Annotated in this window: 16 protein-coding genes and 1 tRNA gene; 9 read left to right on the top strand and 8 right to left on the bottom strand. The window is 44.0% G+C overall.

Annotated features, from left to right (window positions below):
- Window positions 1-106 precede the first annotated feature (106 nt).
- From ACMXYT_RS01085 to ACMXYT_RS01075, 3 genes are all read left to right on the top strand, one after another.
- Entirely contained in the window at window positions 107-1,117 is a 1,011-nt protein-coding gene (locus tag ACMXYT_RS01085) for a zinc-dependent alcohol dehydrogenase family protein (RefSeq protein WP_415899831.1), read from the top strand.
- Window positions 1,118-1,443: 326 nt separating this feature from the next.
- Complete coding sequence (locus ACMXYT_RS01080) at window positions 1,444-2,427, top strand: HDOD domain-containing protein (RefSeq protein ID WP_415899830.1); 984 nt, start codon at window positions 1,444-1,446, stop codon at window positions 2,425-2,427.
- A 421-nt stretch (window positions 2,428-2,848) separates the two neighbouring features.
- Window positions 2,849-3,205 carry a hypothetical protein gene (locus ACMXYT_RS01075; RefSeq protein WP_415911754.1) on the top strand — a complete coding sequence of 119 codons (357 nt, stop codon included), beginning with the start codon at window positions 2,849-2,851 and terminating at the stop codon, window positions 3,203-3,205.
- Here the strand turns inward: ACMXYT_RS01075 and ACMXYT_RS01070 are convergent.
- A complete protein-coding gene (locus tag ACMXYT_RS01070) occupies window positions 3,199-4,164 on the bottom strand; it encodes an ABC transporter substrate-binding protein (protein ID WP_415899828.1) in 966 nt (321 codons plus the stop codon). The two genes, ACMXYT_RS01075 and ACMXYT_RS01070, sit on opposite strands and share 7 nt — an antisense overlap.
- Before the next feature lie 328 nt (window positions 4,165-4,492).
- Between ACMXYT_RS01070 and ACMXYT_RS01065 the strand changes: the two genes are divergently transcribed.
- The gene (locus ACMXYT_RS01065; protein WP_415893119.1) at window positions 4,493-4,864 is read left to right on the top strand and encodes a thiol-disulfide oxidoreductase DCC family protein; all 372 of its coding nucleotides are present in this window, start codon (window positions 4,493-4,495) and stop codon (window positions 4,862-4,864) included.
- A gap of 131 nt (window positions 4,865-4,995) precedes the next feature.
- Complete coding sequence (locus ACMXYT_RS01060) at window positions 4,996-5,583, top strand: TetR/AcrR family transcriptional regulator (RefSeq protein WP_415899827.1); 588 nt, start codon at window positions 4,996-4,998, stop codon at window positions 5,581-5,583.
- 3 nt (window positions 5,584-5,586) lie between these two features.
- Here ACMXYT_RS01060 and ACMXYT_RS01055 read toward each other — a convergent pair whose 3' ends face one another.
- Complete coding sequence (locus ACMXYT_RS01055) at window positions 5,587-6,894, bottom strand: ABC1 kinase family protein (RefSeq protein ID WP_415899826.1); 1,308 nt, start codon at window positions 6,892-6,894, stop codon at window positions 5,587-5,589.
- A gap of 263 nt (window positions 6,895-7,157) precedes the next feature.
- Window positions 7,158-7,517, bottom strand: a complete 360-nt coding sequence (locus tag ACMXYT_RS01050) for a hypothetical protein (RefSeq protein WP_415899825.1) — start codon at window positions 7,515-7,517, stop codon at window positions 7,158-7,160.
- Between the two features lie 265 nt (window positions 7,518-7,782).
- Between ACMXYT_RS01050 and ACMXYT_RS01045 the strand changes: the two genes are divergently transcribed.
- Window positions 7,783-8,943 (top strand): PQQ-dependent sugar dehydrogenase, encoded by a 1,161-nt coding sequence (locus ACMXYT_RS01045; protein WP_415899824.1) that lies wholly within the window; start codon window positions 7,783-7,785, stop codon window positions 8,941-8,943.
- A 432-nt stretch (window positions 8,944-9,375) separates the two neighbouring features.
- Complete coding sequence (locus ACMXYT_RS01040) at window positions 9,376-11,121, top strand: S8 family serine peptidase (RefSeq protein ID WP_415899823.1); 1,746 nt, start codon at window positions 9,376-9,378, stop codon at window positions 11,119-11,121.
- A gap of 190 nt (window positions 11,122-11,311) precedes the next feature.
- On the opposite strand, the gene ACMXYT_RS01035 is transcribed toward ACMXYT_RS01040, so the two are convergent.
- The 4 genes from ACMXYT_RS01035 to ACMXYT_RS01020 all read right to left on the bottom strand — a co-directional run bounded on the left by ACMXYT_RS01035 (window position 11,312) and on the right by ACMXYT_RS01020 (window position 12,444).
- Complete coding sequence (locus ACMXYT_RS01035) at window positions 11,312-11,479, bottom strand: hypothetical protein (protein ID WP_415899822.1); 168 nt, start codon at window positions 11,477-11,479, stop codon at window positions 11,312-11,314.
- Window positions 11,466-11,690: a hypothetical protein gene (locus ACMXYT_RS01030; protein ID WP_415899821.1), complete on the bottom strand. Its 225-nt coding sequence runs from the start codon at window positions 11,688-11,690 to the stop codon at window positions 11,466-11,468. Before ACMXYT_RS01030 ends, ACMXYT_RS01035 begins: the two co-directional genes overlap by 14 nt.
- Window positions 11,691-12,066: 376 nt before the next feature.
- Window positions 12,067-12,143, bottom strand: a tRNA-Arg gene (locus tag ACMXYT_RS01025).
- Between the two features lie 55 nt (window positions 12,144-12,198).
- Window positions 12,199-12,444: a hypothetical protein gene (locus ACMXYT_RS01020; protein ID WP_415897346.1), complete on the bottom strand. Its 246-nt coding sequence runs from the start codon at window positions 12,442-12,444 to the stop codon at window positions 12,199-12,201.
- 327 nt (window positions 12,445-12,771) lie between these two features.
- Between ACMXYT_RS01020 and ACMXYT_RS01015 the strand changes: the two genes are divergently transcribed.
- Window positions 12,772-13,191 carry a c-type cytochrome gene (locus ACMXYT_RS01015; protein WP_415889933.1) on the top strand — a complete coding sequence of 140 codons (420 nt, stop codon included), beginning with the start codon at window positions 12,772-12,774 and terminating at the stop codon, window positions 13,189-13,191.
- A 59-nt stretch (window positions 13,192-13,250) separates the two neighbouring features.
- Here ACMXYT_RS01015 and rep read toward each other — a convergent pair whose 3' ends face one another.
- Entirely contained in the window at window positions 13,251-15,260 is a 2,010-nt protein-coding gene (gene rep, locus ACMXYT_RS01010) for a DNA helicase Rep (protein ID WP_415899820.1), read from the bottom strand.
- A 259-nt stretch (window positions 15,261-15,519) separates the two neighbouring features.
- Between rep and ACMXYT_RS01005 the strand changes: the two genes are divergently transcribed.
- Window positions 15,520-17,238 carry an EAL domain-containing protein gene (locus ACMXYT_RS01005; protein ID WP_415899819.1) on the top strand — a complete coding sequence of 573 codons (1,719 nt, stop codon included), beginning with the start codon at window positions 15,520-15,522 and terminating at the stop codon, window positions 17,236-17,238.

Here is a 17,238-nt window from a genome sequence, read left to right as displayed (position 1 = left end):
ATAGATTATTAAAAATTCACTACTTTAGAGCCATTTTTCATATTAGCAGTTGCCCCTTCCTTATCTCAGTGCCACTCTTTCCTACAACATTTAGTGGAGAACAGTTATGCGCGCGTACCAAGTAGATTCCGCCGAAGGCATTCAAGCGATTAAGCAAATCGAAATAGAAACGCCTAAACCCAATGGCAAAGAGATTCTGGTTAAGATGAAGGCCTGTTCTCTTAACTATAGAGATACGTTAATTACTTTAGGTGGCTATGTACGGAATGATGTACGCCCAATCATCCCTCTGTCTGACGGCGCTGGCGAAGTGGTTAGTGTGGGTGACGAGGTTACTCAATTTAAGGCAGGCGACAGAGTCATTGGTAACTTTTTCCAACACTGGGTAGATGGCGAGATCAATGATCAAGGTCTTAATTCAGCTCTGGGTGGCGCAATAGATGGCGTGCTAGCGGACTACTTTATTCTGCAAGAAGATTGCACGGTAAAAATCCCTGAACATCTATCTTACAGTGAAGCATCAACCCTCCCCTGCGCAGCAACAACCGCTTGGCACGCCCTAGTTAATGTTGGCAGCATTAAGCCAGGCGATACAGTTCTTCTGTTAGGTACGGGAGGGGTTTCTATTTTTGGCTTACAGCTAGCGAAAGCCAAAGGTGCAAAAGTGATCATAACTTCATCCAATGATGAGAAACTGGAGCGCGCAAGAGCACTAGGAGCCGACCACACAATCAACTACAAAACTTCACCAGATTGGGAAGAAGAAGTGCTTAAACTTACCAACGGCCAGGGCGTTGATAACGTTTTAGAAGTTGGGGGGGCAGGCACCTTCGAGAAGTCCGTTGCTTCTACAAAAGTTAATGGTACTGTGTCCGTAATTGGCATTCTAAGCGGCTTAGAAAACCCGACTATCAGCTTAATGACGATTTTTAACCTTTTGAGAATACAAGGTATCTATGTAGGTAGTACCGAAATGCTTACTCAGTTGACTGAGTTTATGACTGAGCAAAACCTAACCCCTGTTATAGATAAAACGTTCTCGTTCAGCGATGCCCAAGATGCATACGAATATATGGCAGGCGCTAAACACTTTGGCAAAGTTGTTATAGAAGCCTAACCGATTAAAACCACACGTTAATAAATGAAGCTGTGACACGTACAGCTTCATTTATTAGACCGCATAAAATTAGAAATAGAGGTGTTATTACGCTTAATGATGCTGCTTTTTCGGGCAAGCAGCACTTCTACTTTTTATCGGGCAACACCAATTAATACTCAAAGCCTACGATCTACCTGTAACTAAAGAGTTAATTCCTTATATAAGTAAAGCCTTTATAATGAGCAACCATTCATAATTGTGACCAAGATCAGATCACACGTAATAGAAGTCAGCTATTCTTAAGGGACTTAGTAGTAGCACAACCTTAAAAGTTGGTGTTTAGAGTGATTTTTAAGTCCCTATTCAAAAAAAAAGAAGCAAACTCACCTCAAGTTTCAGAGACAAAACGTAGAGCTCCGCAAGCAACTGCAGAGGAGATCTCTCAGCTTTTTATAAGCACGCTTCTAGAGCAAAATGTGAAAAATGAACATAATAGTATTGGCAATACAAACGAGTTAGATGACAAGCTCGTCGCTAAAGTAATGGCCGAACTTACTAATTTCAATCCCGATACTATTCCTAAGATCGCCAATGCTTCTCTAGAATTGATGGAAGCTTTAATTGATGAGAACGTGTGTTCCTCTAAAATTGTTGCAACCGTCAAAGAAGATCCTGTATTACTTGGAAAGTTACTCCATCTAGCAAATTCTGCCTTTTATCGCTGTAGTAAAACAGAAATTGAAAGCATTGATGATGCTGTAATCATGATGGGCAATGATGAAATAAGAAAGCTCGTAATCAGCACATTGATGGTCGACAACCTGAAAATCAATTCTGTCTATTTCCGGTTTTTTGGCGCTAACATATGGCAGCACTCCCATGATGTGGCAACAATGGCTGCTTTATACGCATCCTCTAAAGGGATGAATGAATTTCAGGCTTACCTCAACGGGTTACTTCATGATGTAGGCAAGTTAGTCATCTTTAAACTCCTCATTGATGTTCTTGAAACAGAAGCACCTGGCACATACCCGTCCAAATCCTTCTTCATTGACATCATGGATCGCTACAGTCACAAATTTACCTTAATGGCATTGAAAGAATGGGCACTAAATCCTGATTGGATCAGACCCATTCTTACATATCAGAGCAAGGTTAAATTGGAGAGTATGGACCTAAACAGTCAAGCTCTTTACATAGGCAATTATTGCTCCGAACTCACTCGTCTGCGCCAGTCAAAGCTAATCGACGATGAAGAGCTCTCTAGGCAGTTGTATAGCAAAGGGATCGAATTAAAAATTTATAAAGAACTTATACATAAACTCTGACAAGAACAGCATCTGTATTCATTATCATACGGAACCTATACCTCGGTCCCCTCGTTTCAGAAATCATGTTTAAGAATAATCACATCAATATGAAAAACCTAAAACCTTACAAAACGTATTGACATAAAAAGACAAAAAGTATCATACATGCTGCACTGCAACAAAAGAATTGAAAGGAATTGCATAGTATGGACAAGGAAGACGATACATTCTGCCCGCACTGCAGAACTCTTTTGGCGCATGAAAACGGCCATCCGTTACTCATCAAAATATCGAGACACAATTCTACAACTTCATATTACTGCGCAGTCTGCGGCAGTATATGGAATCATGGCATCATAGAGGGGTGGGACTTACTCTCACTGGGAAGTCAGACCGAGCAACCTCTCCGTCGCCAAGTATACTAAGGGGTAAGACACCCATGAGAAATTTCGGACTTATCTTTCTTGTGCTTTCATTATCGCTCAACGCACACGCAACAAAAAATTACAGTACCCTACACCAAAAAATTGAACTCAGATTCCAAAGCAAACTCGAGCCTATCGCTTTAGATGCCGCATGGATTAATGCAACAACATTTAAGATTGGTACTACACAACAATCTGAAAACCACGACAAGTTTGCCACTTATGTCTGTGAATCAATCAATAGCCACGGTCTTTACCATCCCGAATTAACCGTTCGCATTATTAACCTTCCAAGACTAATGGCGACAGGGCGCCAAGAAATCTTAGCTGAAAAAAACTGCAATAAGCTTACCCCCCCTGTCGATCATTGAACAATAGAGGGAGAATCGAGAGCCTTATCAAGAATTGAAAAGTTCCAAAAATGCTCTAATTTTTGCTCTTCCGGTTTTTTAATCGTTCCCGCAAATCCATAAAATTCTATATCAGCAGAAAATGCCGAAGTTCGACCACCATCGTTAGAGAAAGCTCCCTCAGCAACCATTTCCTGCACATATTGAAGTATTTTAATGTCTGCCACTTTCGGCAGTAATCCATAGTTATTACGCTGATCCACAATAAATGCAGGCTCTCGATTCATTCGATTCCAAACAAATAAAAGTTCTTCTACTAAAATACCCAGCTCTTTTGGATTAGCGCGGATAAAGGTTTCATTAGCAAACAACGCTTCATCTGTAGCATTAATTTTCTCGATTGGAAGAACTTTAAAAGGGGAATTAGGGCGAGCAATTAACTTGTTTTTGCGTTCTGTATCGACAACAGTCGCATGAACTCTTCCATTTACCATTGCATTTGCGCGCACACCAGAGCCAGAAAGATAGACCATCTTTCGGTACTTGATACCATGCTTTTTGGCCATCATTTTAACCATCGCTTCCGTACCTGAACCTTTACCATGAGAATACATATCCTCACCATCCAGCTCTTCCCAGCTGTTAAAATAACGGGAATCTACTACGGGATGAAAACGAAGTTTATTTATCTGAAAGAACATACGTAATGGCACATCGGTTTGCTGAACCTTCTGGTAAGGCACTCCCATACCGATATCTGCGCGATTATTCAAAATAGCGAGCAATGCCTTCTCTTCGGAAAGCATATAGTCAACTTTAATAGCCAAGCCTCTCTCTTTAGATCGCTCAATTGCGATTAAAGTTGGCAGCATATCCGGACCTGGAAAGTCATTTAAAGCGACACGTATCAGTCCAGCATTAGCATTAACACTAGATATAAATACCATGCTTAACAATAAGCTTTTTAACACTCGAAACATGGCTTTCCTCAACATTTAAGCTAATAATTGCTTAATCATATTACATAAAAAGTCGATACATAAAACGCTTCAAAACGGTATTCTTAGCCTCTATATCACCATATCCTAATCAGGTTAGTCGAGAGGTTAGGTCATGAGCGCGGCGCTCAAACGCAAACTTTTACTCCCAATCCTTACGGGAGTTTCGCTTTTAATCTTAGAGTATTTGATTAAGCCCGTTGTTTTCCAGCGTAAAAAACTGGCGCAATGAAGCACTATAAATTCCAATGTCCTTTTAGGTAGATTTGGCCCAAACTTTAGGTACTCCTCTTTAACGAGACGGAAAGCCATGTCTGATAGCCAAAACAAAATTACTGTTTTTTATGACGGCTCCTGCCCTCGCTGCGTCCAAGATCGCAAAAACTACGAGAGCAAAGATCCTAACGCTTCAGAAATGATCGAATGGTTGGATATCACTAACAAAGAAAAAGAACTGCTTGAACTAGGCATAGACCCACATAAAGCTTTAACGGAACTACATATTCGAGACACTGATGGGACCATCTACTCAGAGTTGGATGCCTATCGAATCCTGATGCAAAGAGTACCTAGCTATCGGCTCATTGGCTGGTTTATAAGCCTGCCACTAATAAGACCTCTAAGCAGCAAGTTGTACCATTGGCTGGTGACACGTCGTTTAAGGAAAGCTGGGCGCTTATAAAAATCCAACAACCTAACCCCATCTCTCCCTCCTTTTAGCATCAAATTGCTGCCCTATACTGTTTAACATGACCCTTAAACGTACTCGGTTCGAAGTTAGATAACTCGTCCTTGTTAAACGAAGCGTAAATTATGAATGATGCCCAACCTAATCCAGAGAGTTTGGACGCCCAATCCATTCTCAAGACTGCGTTAGCTTTAGCGCAACAGCAGGGAAACTGGTACGACCTCAATTTGGTCGATATCGCGGTGCATTGTGACACTTCAATCAGCGAGATTTATAAACACTTTGCCGATACCAATGCGATTGCCGATTTCTGGTTTTCACAGGCCCTAGAAACCATGCTCTCAGTAGATAGACATGAGATGACTAGCTTGTCCGCAGCAGCACGTTTGGATCATATTATTTGGAGCTGGTTTAAAGCACTCGCTCCCTATCATGCAGTTACCTCTCAGATGCTTAAAGCAAAGCTACATCCGCCGCATATTCATCACTGGGTCCCCATGATTTTTGACCTCTCACGCTTAGTCCAACTATGGCTTGATATGGCGGAGCTAAATGCTGGCGGCCGACGCCGTCAGATTCAGGAAATTGCACTTACAGGGATTTTTTTGGTGACGTTAAGCGCTTGGTGTCGAGATCAGTGTCCGCAACAAACCCAAGCACACAGCAAACTTTTAAGGATGCTGGAAAAAGCGGAGAGATCCGGGCAATTCTAATGATTAGACGAGATAAGGTTTGATCAAGGAGGCAATATCTACCTGCGCGCGCAAACGTGCACAAAGTAGGTAAGTACCCGCAAACTTCCGATGTAAAAACAGTACATCTGTCGACGGTAGATACAGATAGCGCTGACGCACACGTAAGGAGATCGCCTGATTTGCCACCCGCTTTGATAGATCTGAAAATCCAAAGTCGAAACAACCCTCTTGCCGTAGAGGTTCCGCAACCATACGAATCATTTCGCATAACCCTTGCCGATAAACCGGATCCTCATCTGTCCGGAGATAGCCCAACGCTATGGCATAAGTTTCGATAGCAGGAAGGTCATCATCCCGTGCAGCCGTCATCAATTGCCTTAGCTGTTCGATAAACTCAGTTGGGTAACGCCTTGTCGCACCAAAATCCAATAAGCCGATACACTCCTTATCGGCTTGGTATCTATAATTCGCAAAATTGGCATCGGTCTGAACCAATTGCCATTCAAAGACTTCTTTGAACATCAGAGACAACATGCGGGTGGCGATCTGATTGCGAACCAGACTCGATTCACCAGCCAGTGATTCTATAGGCACACCCGGCACAAATGACATTGAGAGAACTTCTGCACTACTGCGTGAACTATCCACTGTAGGCAATGTGAAGTTAGAATCACTTCCGAGACAACGACCATATTCGGTGATACTGGCAGCTTCAGCGTTATAATCAGCTTCTTGATGCAGCTGCCGTTTCGCCTCAGCTAAAAGTGGGGAAAGGTCATACCCTTTTGGTACCAACCGTAACAGTTTAAACAACGTAGAGACATTATTTACATCGCTATCGATACTATCGCGCACCCCGGGATACTGAATTTTTATCGCAAGGTGCTGGCCTTGTTTAGTTTTAGCCTCGTGAACTTGCCCGATAGAGGCCGCCGCTAGCGGTGTAAAAGAGAAGCGCTCGAACTCATCTTCCCAGCCTCTTCCCCATGTGTTCTCCAATACATCAGCCACTTGCCCTTGTGGCATGGTATAAGCGCTCTCGCGCAGGGTCGCTAAAACATCGGTAAGTTCAGGTGGAAGATAGTCGCCAGCCTCCATTGATAATAACTGGCCAACCTTCATGGCCGCGCCGCGCATCTCCGATAACTTATCCGTCAGTTGCCTAGCATTTTCAGGTGTTAGCAGCAGATCAATGGCTTTAACTCTCTTACCTGCTAGCAGTTGGCTCGCCCCTTCAGAGATCATCTCACCTGCAATTCCACCAGCAAGACGGCCCAACCTGAGTAAACGGCCTGCACGACTCGATGGAACCGGTTTATCTCTAGCCACAGTGACTTTCCTTTAGGTTATTGCCAGTAAGGTTGAACTCTGGATTCAGTATAGGAAAGAGATTAAATGCGGGTTATAGGAATGAATTGGAAGATAGGATGATCAACATTTTAAAAATGCTCAACCAGAGCGCTTCGAAGACTAGAACGCAGTCAGATTGATAGGAGAAACCTAGCTCGATGTCTCCTATCGATGAATATAGCGCTGTGAATCTTTTGGCATATGCTTGGAGGTCGAAGTAAGAGCTGAGAAATTAGACTCACTTACTCACAAGGGAAAGCACGTTGCAGACCCCACAATAAAACATACTCGAGATCGGTTTCCTTCCAGAAAGGGCTATTTCTAGAGCCATCCATCATACGGTATTGCAGTTCTTTCTCGAAAATAGAGACAGCATGTTCTGGGCCTAAATCCACTTTTTCTGGCTGACAATACAAAGGAGCCTGGTTCAAGCCTTCAAGGTTAACATTCGCTGCCGTATAAGCATTCAAGGAGGCAGCTAGGTAGATATCGGTCTTATCACTCTGTCTATAGTTATCCGCATTCTGCCAATCGGCTTTAGCTTGAAACGATGTAATTAGCGCAAGTCCCACAAGCAGCGTGGAGATCTGTTTCATGCTCATTTTTTTATTGTCCCTTTTATTGTTAAGCCCATTTTTACCTGCAAAAGGTATCAGTTTAAAAAGAGAGTAGCGAGTTTAACGTTTTGAAAGCAAAGTGCTATTTAGAATCTAAACATTAATGAACAGTGAAACCTATAAATGAGAAAACAGTTAACCCGCTCACTTTTGATTTAAACTAATCTTAATGATCTGATCTCTAAAAGCATGACGTACGAATTTTAATTATTCATGACCAACCAATAGCGTATTCAATGAGGCCATTTCGATGAGAGCGTTGAACTTATATAAACGACCTATTCTTGGAGTAGTTTTTATAGCTATAGCAGGACTGTCTTTATCACTGCCCGTCTCAGCAGCAACCAACCTAAATACAAAGGTCATAGCTCAAGGTATCGAATACCCTTGGGGCATGACATGGATAAGTGATCATGAATTGCTGATCACAGAAAAAGAGGTCGGTGGTTGGATTGTCGATACAAACACAGGCAAGAAACAGAAAGTGACCGGCTGGCCTGAGGATATTAACCCTGATGGTCAAGGCGGGCTGTTAGACGTGCTCAGTGATCCTCTTTTTACAAGCAACCGAAAGCTATATGTCAGTTTCAGCCACCAAGACAGATCGAAAGGATCGACTACTCGCGTGGCCTCTGCAGAACTCAGCCCAGACCTCGAATTAGTCAATTGGACAGTATTATTCACAGCCCTCCCATACAGCGGCAAAGTCCACCACTATGGTTCACGTCTCGCCTTAGCAGATGACAACTTATTTATCAGCGTGGGCGATAGAGGGCAACGCCATCGCTCTCAGGATCTGTCTGATCACGCGGGGAAAATCCATCGCATCAACAAAGATGGTAGCACCCCAAAAGACAATCCATTTATAGGCATGACAGACAACTCAGGCAAGCCTATCCCAGAAAGTATTTACAGCTATGGCCACAGAAATCCACAAGGGATGTTTATCGATTCTCAAAGCAATATCTGGATTCATGAACACGGCCCTAGGGGTGGAGACGAACTAAATCTAATCCAGAAAGGAAAAAACTATGGTTGGCCAATCATTACTTACGGCAAGGAGTACTGGGGGCCATCGATTGGTGAAGGAACACATAAACAAGGAATGCAGCAACCGGAATATTATTACGTACCCTCAATCGCTCCCTCAGGTTTGGTGCGCTATGAAGCAGACCTATTCACAGAGTGGCAAGGTGATTTTCTAATCGGCGCATTAAAGGGCAGTCATCTTAATCGACTTACCAAGGCCTCCGGTTCTTCAGAGACGAATCAAAAATTCGAAGAACATCGTTATTTGGAAGATTTAGACCTCCGCATCAGGGATATCGAAGTTGATAAAGAAGGGGCTATTTATCTTTTGACTGATGAGGGAAATGGGAAGTTGATTAGGGTTATGCCGCCCCTGCACTAAAAATGTAACGATCATCCAGTTATGATAGGTGAAAAATAATTTTTCTCATTTTGCAAAACAAAATGCATCTCATTTATATACTTCTTATTTAATTCAATAACGGATATGACCAGCAAAAGGTCCAACTATTTTTTATGTGATTTTACTAAAAACCTAGATCAATTCCCTTCAAGACTAGCTAGAAAAAAACAAACTTTAAGCACTTTTGGTGCAAGCATTTCTGTGCGACAGGCAAGTAATAAAAACAGAAAGCTAGAACAAAAATGTAGATAAAATTTTAATAAATCTTTTCTATTAATTTTTTCTAAAATAGATAAAATCTAGGCATGGTTAAATTCTATTAATATTTAACGATTTTGGTTTTTTTGGTGCGTTTATTGCTGCTTGAATATTCAATAGAGATTTTGAAATAAGAACTAATGAGGAACAATCATGCCTTCCCTCAATAAGATCAATACTCCAAAAGCACTTCTAGCATCGCTGTTGCTTTCATCCTCTCCCATGTACCTATACGCTGCGCCGACTGCAACGGGTACGGATCAGTTGATTGTTAAGTTTGACGATAAGTTTGCAAATGGTCGATTTGAAGCAGGTCGCCTCTCCCAAGCAGCCGGCATACCTATGAGTTTTCTTCGCGAAACAGCAAGTGGGCGTCTAATTTTTCAACTTGATGAACTAAAATCTCCCAACCAAGCCAAAGGTCTAGCAAAAGCATTATCTAAAATTGAAGGCATTTCCCATGCGGAGCCAGACATCCACATGGTTCCTTTCGCACTTCCTAACGATCCTCTGCTTCAAGATTACCAGTGGCATTACTTTGGGCCGAACTCCAGCCCAAGCGAACCGGGTGGGTTAAATGTGACACAAGCATGGGAAAACCTTGATGGCAGCTACCAAAAAGCGGTTGTAGCCATTCTTGACACCGGAAGTACTGATCACTCAGATTTAAACGCTAATACTATTCCTGGTTATGACATGATTAGTTATGCCGACATTGCGAATGATGGCAATGGACGAGATTCTGATCCTAGTGACCCTGGTGATAATATTGACCCTAATGCAGCAAAAGCAGACTACAGTAGTTGGCATGGCACTCACGTAGCAGGTACTGTCGGTGCCGTAACGAACAACAGTAATGGATTAGCGGGAGTGGGATATGACCGCGTTCAACTGATGCATGTTCGTGTGCTTGGTGTTGGCGGAGGAACTTACTCAGATATTGCAGATGCCATCCACTGGGCAACTGATAACGGTGCAAATGTTATTAACATGAGTTTGGGGGGAAGCAGTAGCTGTGATCCCAACTCTTCAATGCAAGCTGCTATTAATTATGCAGTCTCTAACAACGTAAGCGTTGTTGTCTCTGCTGGTAACAGCAACACCAATACAGCTAATTTCACCCCAGCAAGCTGTTCAAATGTTATCAATGTTGCAGCGGTTAACCGAAGCGGAGGCAAGGCAAATTATTCCAATTATGGCGACCTTGTTGATATAGCGGCCCCAGGCGGTGAGGGAAGTACCAGCACAAGCACATACGTAGTTTCGACACACAATGACGGTATAACAGGGCCTGGTAACGAAAGATATGTAGGCATGGCTGGCACTAGTATGGCCGCACCACATATTTCTGGATTGGCTGCACTGCTATATTCTGAAAATACGTCGATAACCCCTGCAGAGATCGAGCAGCTATTAAAAGAAAATGTTCGTCCATTCCCTGCTACATGTAACGGTTGCGGTACGGGCATCGTAGATGCACATTTAGCAATGCAAGCCTTACCTACTGGAACTCCTACAGACCCAGAACCAACACTTCAACCACCAAACGCACCTACATTCCTAAGTCCTTTTGTTGAAGCTGGAAACGTTTCTTTATCTTGGACTGATGTGGATACAGAAGAATGGTATGAGTTACAAGTTAGTAAAAAAGCACGTGGTAAAAAGTGGGGAGCATATTCTGACTTGCTAAATTCTGATAACAGCCAAATCTCCGCAGATACTACTGATTTTTCCCATAGCCCAAGCGACGGAACATACAAGTACCGTCTACGAGCGTCCAATAGTGCAGGCTCTTCTGAATGGGTCTTGAGTGAAGAAATCAGCGTCGATTCAAGTAGCAGCACTGACGATGATTCAGGCTCAGGTAGCACAAAGTGTCATCCTAAACGAGGTTGTTAGTAGCCCAAGCAAAGAATCAAAGCAATTTATTTGTTTCTGTTAGCCCTCATGTAGACCGTCTCCCTCGGAGACTGGTCTACAGAACGTTCTTCATGCAGCACAATAGCCACCGGTGAATACGCCCCGCAAACGGTTTTGGAGTTTTCCTTTGGATGAGAGGAACAGCCAAAGGCTGTGGACAAAGATCAAGTTAATCCTTTCGTGACTCCCTCTCATACTCAGCCTTATCTTTTCGCCGCTCTCTTTGCGCTTCTTCACGGTCTTTTTTCAATTCGCGTTCGTACTCTTCACGATCCTTTCGCGCTTCACGCTCCATCTTTTCACTTTCTTTACGTGCTTCCCTCTCACGTTCTTCCATCTCTTTCCGAAGCTTCGCGTTCATCCTCAAGATCCCGCTTACGCTGTTTTCTGAGAAGCTCTTCATCACGCTTCATACTTTCACGTTCATTTTTCCGTTGCTCTTTAGCTGCTTCCCGATCAGCCTTGTTTTTAGGGTCAGCATGAGCAACTGTCAGCGGTAATGACACTGAGAGAAATGTAATAACAATTCCTGTTATGAACTTTTTCATCTTTGATATTCCTGAAACAAAGTAGGGATGAGTCTATTGATAATAGATTACAGCTGACGCAGAGCTGAATGATTTTTCGCTTGTAGAACCCTTCCACCGGAAACAGATCTACAAACACTCCCTGCGACACTATGACCATCGGTACTTACTGCTCGCAAATACTCTTGGCATGCACCTGTAGCTGGGCTGGATGGGGTAGCAAAAATCGAATAGGAAAAAGCAAAAGGAAATAGATAAGAACGGGATTATTCGCTGCGCTCACCCTTCGGGCCATCGTCGTAAGCTCCGATGTTATGTCGCGCTGCTCGATTCACCCTCCAGATCGGTACATTAAATCAGCGAAGTGCGAGGAGAAAGATTACTACGATAGAAAAAGTGGCGCGCCTGGAGGGATTCGAACCCCCGACCAACAGGATCGGAACCTGCTACTCTATCCAGCTGAGCTACAGGCGCACTCAAGAAGGTTTGCGGGCAGTATTCTACCCATGCCTATATGATTCGCCAAGTATTATTCGAAAGTAACGTCTGTCGGCTCGGGTCGGTACAAGGTTTTGATTTCGGTTTCTAAATCACCTTGTAGGAGGACTTCCCACTCTTGGGTCTTTTCTGTGTAAGCAAGGAATGCATTGCAGTTACTGCAACGGTAAATACGTTGATTGGGGATAGCGCTCAGGAGGTTGAAGCTTTCCATCTCTTCCGGCTTTGCGTCTGCTTGGATGCAAGCGCATGTTTCAGACATTCCATTGCTGGACATTTCAGGTTTCCTAACCAAGAGTTTAGACCTTAGTATAAACAAGATTTCCTTAAATGCATGTTTTTAGGTTGATCTATCTCCTGTAGATGCCTGTTTTTCGCCCTTTTTATAGAGAATGATCAAAATATTTACTCAAATCGGGCCGATAAGTGCTTCCACTGCCAAAGCCCCATTTCAGTTGTGATTATTTATCGCTATAATCCGCAGCCGGTGAAACTTTGAGCAGTCGTGTCTGAATATCCGCCCCTGAGCACCTCTTGAGGCCGGGCATCCTGACAGGCCACGCTGCCCATATAACAATTTATGGTTGATTGAGAGGTCGTGACTGTGAAAAAAATCACTTCAGCTTTAGTTGCTTTAGGTCTAGGTGTTGCTCTTAGCGCATCTGTACAAGCTACTTCTAACGATGAAGCAGTAATTGAACGAATCAAGGCAGTTGGTTCTGTTTGTATCGAAGGCGATGACACTTGTGGTGGCGCGCCTGCAGCAGCACCTGCGGGTGGTGCAGCTCGTTCTGCTGAAGAAGTATACACAGCTAAATGTGCAGGTTGCCACGCAACTGGCGCAGCTGGTGCTCCAATGTACGGTTCTTCTGACTGGGCTGACCGTGCAGGCAAAGGCATGGAAACTCTTCTAGCGAACGCTATCAATGGTATCAACGCAATGCCACCACGTGGCCTATGTGCTGACTGTTCTGATGAAGAGATCCAAGGTGCGATTCAGCACATGCTAGACAGCGCTAAGTAATCACTTAGTTCTGAGCATAAAGAAGGCCGCGATTGCGGCCTTTTTTGTGTCTGCGGTTTTTAGTCGAATAGATTCTTAAGGCTATTCAACGTAGCTTGACCACGTTTCTGGTTTTGCACTTGGCACTTCTCGCCTGCCCCTTCGATCTCAAGATCTTCAGGTGGCAACTCATCCAAGAAACGACTCGGCATGCAGTCCATCACTTCGCCATATTGCTTACGCTGTTTAGCGAGCGTAATGGTGAGACATTGCTTAGCACGGGTGATCCCTACATAGGCAAGGCGACGCTCTTCTTCGACATTATCGGTTTCGATACTGTTTCGATGCGGCAGTAACTCCTCTTCCATGCCCATTAGGTAGACATGAGGGAACTCCAAACCTTTAGAGGCATGCAGAGTCATCAGCTGCACACGGTTTGAGTCGTCTTCTTCCTCTTGTCGATCCAGCATGTCGATAAGCATCAGGCGATTGATCGCTTCTTGGATACCTGCATCAGGATCCTCTTCTTGCAAGCGCTCCAATGTCGACTTTAAGGATTCGATCAGGAACCAGACGTTCTGCATCCGCTTTTCAGCCATCGCTTCGCTGGAGCTGTTTTGCACAATCCAGCCTTCGTAGTCGATATCACGGATCATCTCGTGGATAGCCGCTATCGGATCACCACTGTGACATTGGCGATAGATATGCTGCATCCAAGTACAGAAACGGCGTAAACGCTCAACGGCATTTGCAGGCATCACCTGTTCTAGGCCTAATTCATCACAAGCAGTGAACATACTGATCTGACGGTCTAAAGAGTACTGCCCTAGCTTTTGCAGTGTGCTCGGGCCGATCTCTCGGCGCGGTAAATTAATGATTCGCAGAAAGGCGTTATCATCATCTGGATTGACCAATACCTTGAGATAACTCATCAAGTCTTTGATCTCAGCACGGGAGAAGAAAGAGGTACCGCCATTCAACTTGTATGGGACTTGGTAGTGCTGAAGCTTCATCTCCAATAAACGCGCCTGAAAGTTACCACGATACAAGATCGCCATATCTTTAAACTGCACATTTCTACGCAGGTGTAGATCGGTAATTTCCATCGCTATACGATCACACTCGGCATCTTCGTTGCGCGTGTGGATAACTTTGATTGGATCACCCATACCCATCTCACTCCATAAGGTCTTCTCATAAACGTGAGGGTTGTTGGCGATCAACGTGTTGGCTGCTTTTAGGATCAAACTGGTGGAACGATAGTTCTGCTCCAATTTAACCACTTTAAGGCTTGGGTAATCATGTTCTAACTGGTTGAGGTTTTCTGGACGCGCACCACGCCACGCATAGATCGACTGGTCATCGTCCCCTACCACTGTTAATGCGCCCCTATGGCCAACCAATTGCCGTACCAAACGATACTGGGACAAGTTAGTGTCCTGATACTCATCCACCAGCAGGTAGCGCAGACGATTCTGCCATCGCTCCAACACTTCAGGTTGAGAAGCAAACAGACGTACAGGAATCAGGATAAGATCATCAAAATCTACGGCGTTATAGGCACGTAGGTGCTGTTCGTAACTTTCGTAAGCACGCGCAGCCAAAATATCTTGTGGAAGTTGCGCTTGAGCGAGTGCTTCATCGGGGGTGAGCATCTCGTTCTTCCAATTGGAGATACAGTTCTGCACCATATCCACTTGGTCGCTCTCTTCATTGTTTTGCAGCATCAGGTCTTTCAGCAGTGCCTTAGTATCCTGATCATCAAAAATCGAGAAGCCCGGCTTAAATCCTAGCGCCTTATATTCACGTTTAATAATGGTCAAACCAAGGTTATGAAAGGTCGCGACCGTCAGGCCTTTGGCATCCCCGCCTTGAAGCAGAGACATCACACGCTCTTTCATCTCTCGTGAAGCTTTGTTGGTAAATGTCACCGCCGCAATATTGCGCGCAGCAATACCACACTGGTTAATCAGGTAAGCTATCTTCCGGGTAATTACACTGGTTTTACCCGATCCAGCACCTGCGAGCACCAATAATGGGCCGCCTATGTATTCCACTGCTTCTTTCTGACGTGGATTTAATCGTGACATTTTTTAAAAAACCTTCAAAAAAACACTAAAGCTTCGCATTAAGAAGCCGATAAAACGAACCTGTGATACCGTGAAATCCGGTTAAAATTCACTACTAACATACTGAAATACAAGAATTAAAACATTTGTTTTAATATTTATTCCAGAATGTTAATCTGCCATTAAGCTAATAAGTAATTATGACACGAATCACTTTTAAGGGAGATACCCAGTAGCAAGATTTGTGTCGTGTAGTAGTTCTAAGTTGGGGAAGTAAACGATGCGCTCAGCGCTGAGACAGTTACCCGGTCAACATAAAAAGGTTTTACTGGTCGATAAATACCAGCAAAACCGCATGCAAATCCAATCGATACTGGAGCGCTTTCCATTGTATCAATTGATGTTTTGTGAAGACCAGGTCGAAGCCTTAGCACGTGCACATATTTCCGATATAGATTTTATCCTTCTCAGCGAAAACGTCAGCCCTCTACCTTGCAGCACAATCATTGCCGACATCTATAGCTCGGTTCCTCATATCCCGATTATTGTCTTAAACCAATACATCAGCGAGGAACAAGGCCTAGCCCTGATTGAAGCGAAAGCAACTGATTTCCTATCGACTAATACGCTTAATGCCGATCTATTGCTACGAACCCTGCGCCACGCAGAACAATCCGCCAAGCAGAATGCAGAGATCCAACAACTACGCCACTCAGATACCTTAACTACAGCAGGCAACCGTCAGTTTTTTTACCTATCGCTACTACGAAAACTGAATAACCTAGCCGAAAAACAGCACCACCTCGCACTGATTACCATAGATCTCGATGACTTCCGTAAGTTTAACACCCACTATGGATTTACAACCGGAGATCAGGTTGTTGCCGAGATGGGTGAACGGATTCAGAGCAGCCTCAAAAATGATGAACTCTTTGCCCGCTTAGGCAGTGATGAGTTTGCCATTATTATCGATATATCTATCGAGATTGATCTACAAGCAACCGTTCGTGAATACCTGAACAAGCTGATTATCTCGCTGCAACAACCTTATAAACATGATCAAATTGAGACCCAACTCAATTGCAGTATTGGTGTTGCACTGGCGCCCGAACATGCGGACGATGTCGACCTATTGAACCAACGTGCCAGCCTTGCTCGCCTTAATGCCAAACAGATCCATGGCTGTAGCTATGCTTGCTATCGCCCAAGTATGGACGTTGCCACCAAGAATACAGATGATCTCGAAGCTGAGCTGATGCCAGCACTTCGTTCTGAACAATTCAGACTATTTTTCCAGCCTAGAATTGATTTGCGCTCAGGTAAAATATCCGGTGCCGAAGCATTGATACGTTGGCAACATCCTAAGCGGGGCTTAATCATGCCTGCAGACTTCATTCCTCAGTGCGAAAGCAACGGTATGATTGTCGCGATTGGTTACTGGATTTTGTACCAAGCAGGCCAGCACCTTCAAGAACTCAAAAGTGCTGGGCTAACCATCGAAAAACTCGGTATAAACCTATCCTTCCGCCAGTTTAAAGACGACATGCTGGTCGATATGATTAAGCGTATTATCGAGCAGGAACAGATCGATACATCCGTACTGGAATTCGAACTAACTGAATCAGCTATTTTTAGTGACGAGGAACATGTTCGCGCCTGCCTGAATACCCTATCTGAAAAGGGAATCACCTTCTCCCTAGATGATTTTGGCACCGGCTATTCTTCGTTCTCTTTGCTGCACAAATTACCGATTAGCGCACTTAAAATTGACCGTTCCTTTGTCAGTCAGGTTCAGGATTCCAGTGAAGCCGCTGAGATTGTCCGCTCGATCATCAGCCTTGCACAAAACATGAATATCAAAGTCATTGCTGAAGGGGTAGAAACCCGCGAACAGCTAGACTTCCTCATCCAGCACGAATGCGATGAGATACAAGGCTATTATTACAGTCCACCGATTAGCTTTAGCGACTTCAAACAGATGTTGTTACAACGCCAGTAA

Origin of the sequence: Neptuniibacter sp. QD37_11 (assembly GCF_047778105.1) — a bacterium.
GTDB lineage: Bacteria > Pseudomonadota > Gammaproteobacteria > Pseudomonadales > Balneatricaceae > Neptuniibacter.
Note: the sequence above shows the minus strand (reverse complement) of the source record. Positions and strands in the feature narration are given on the sequence as shown.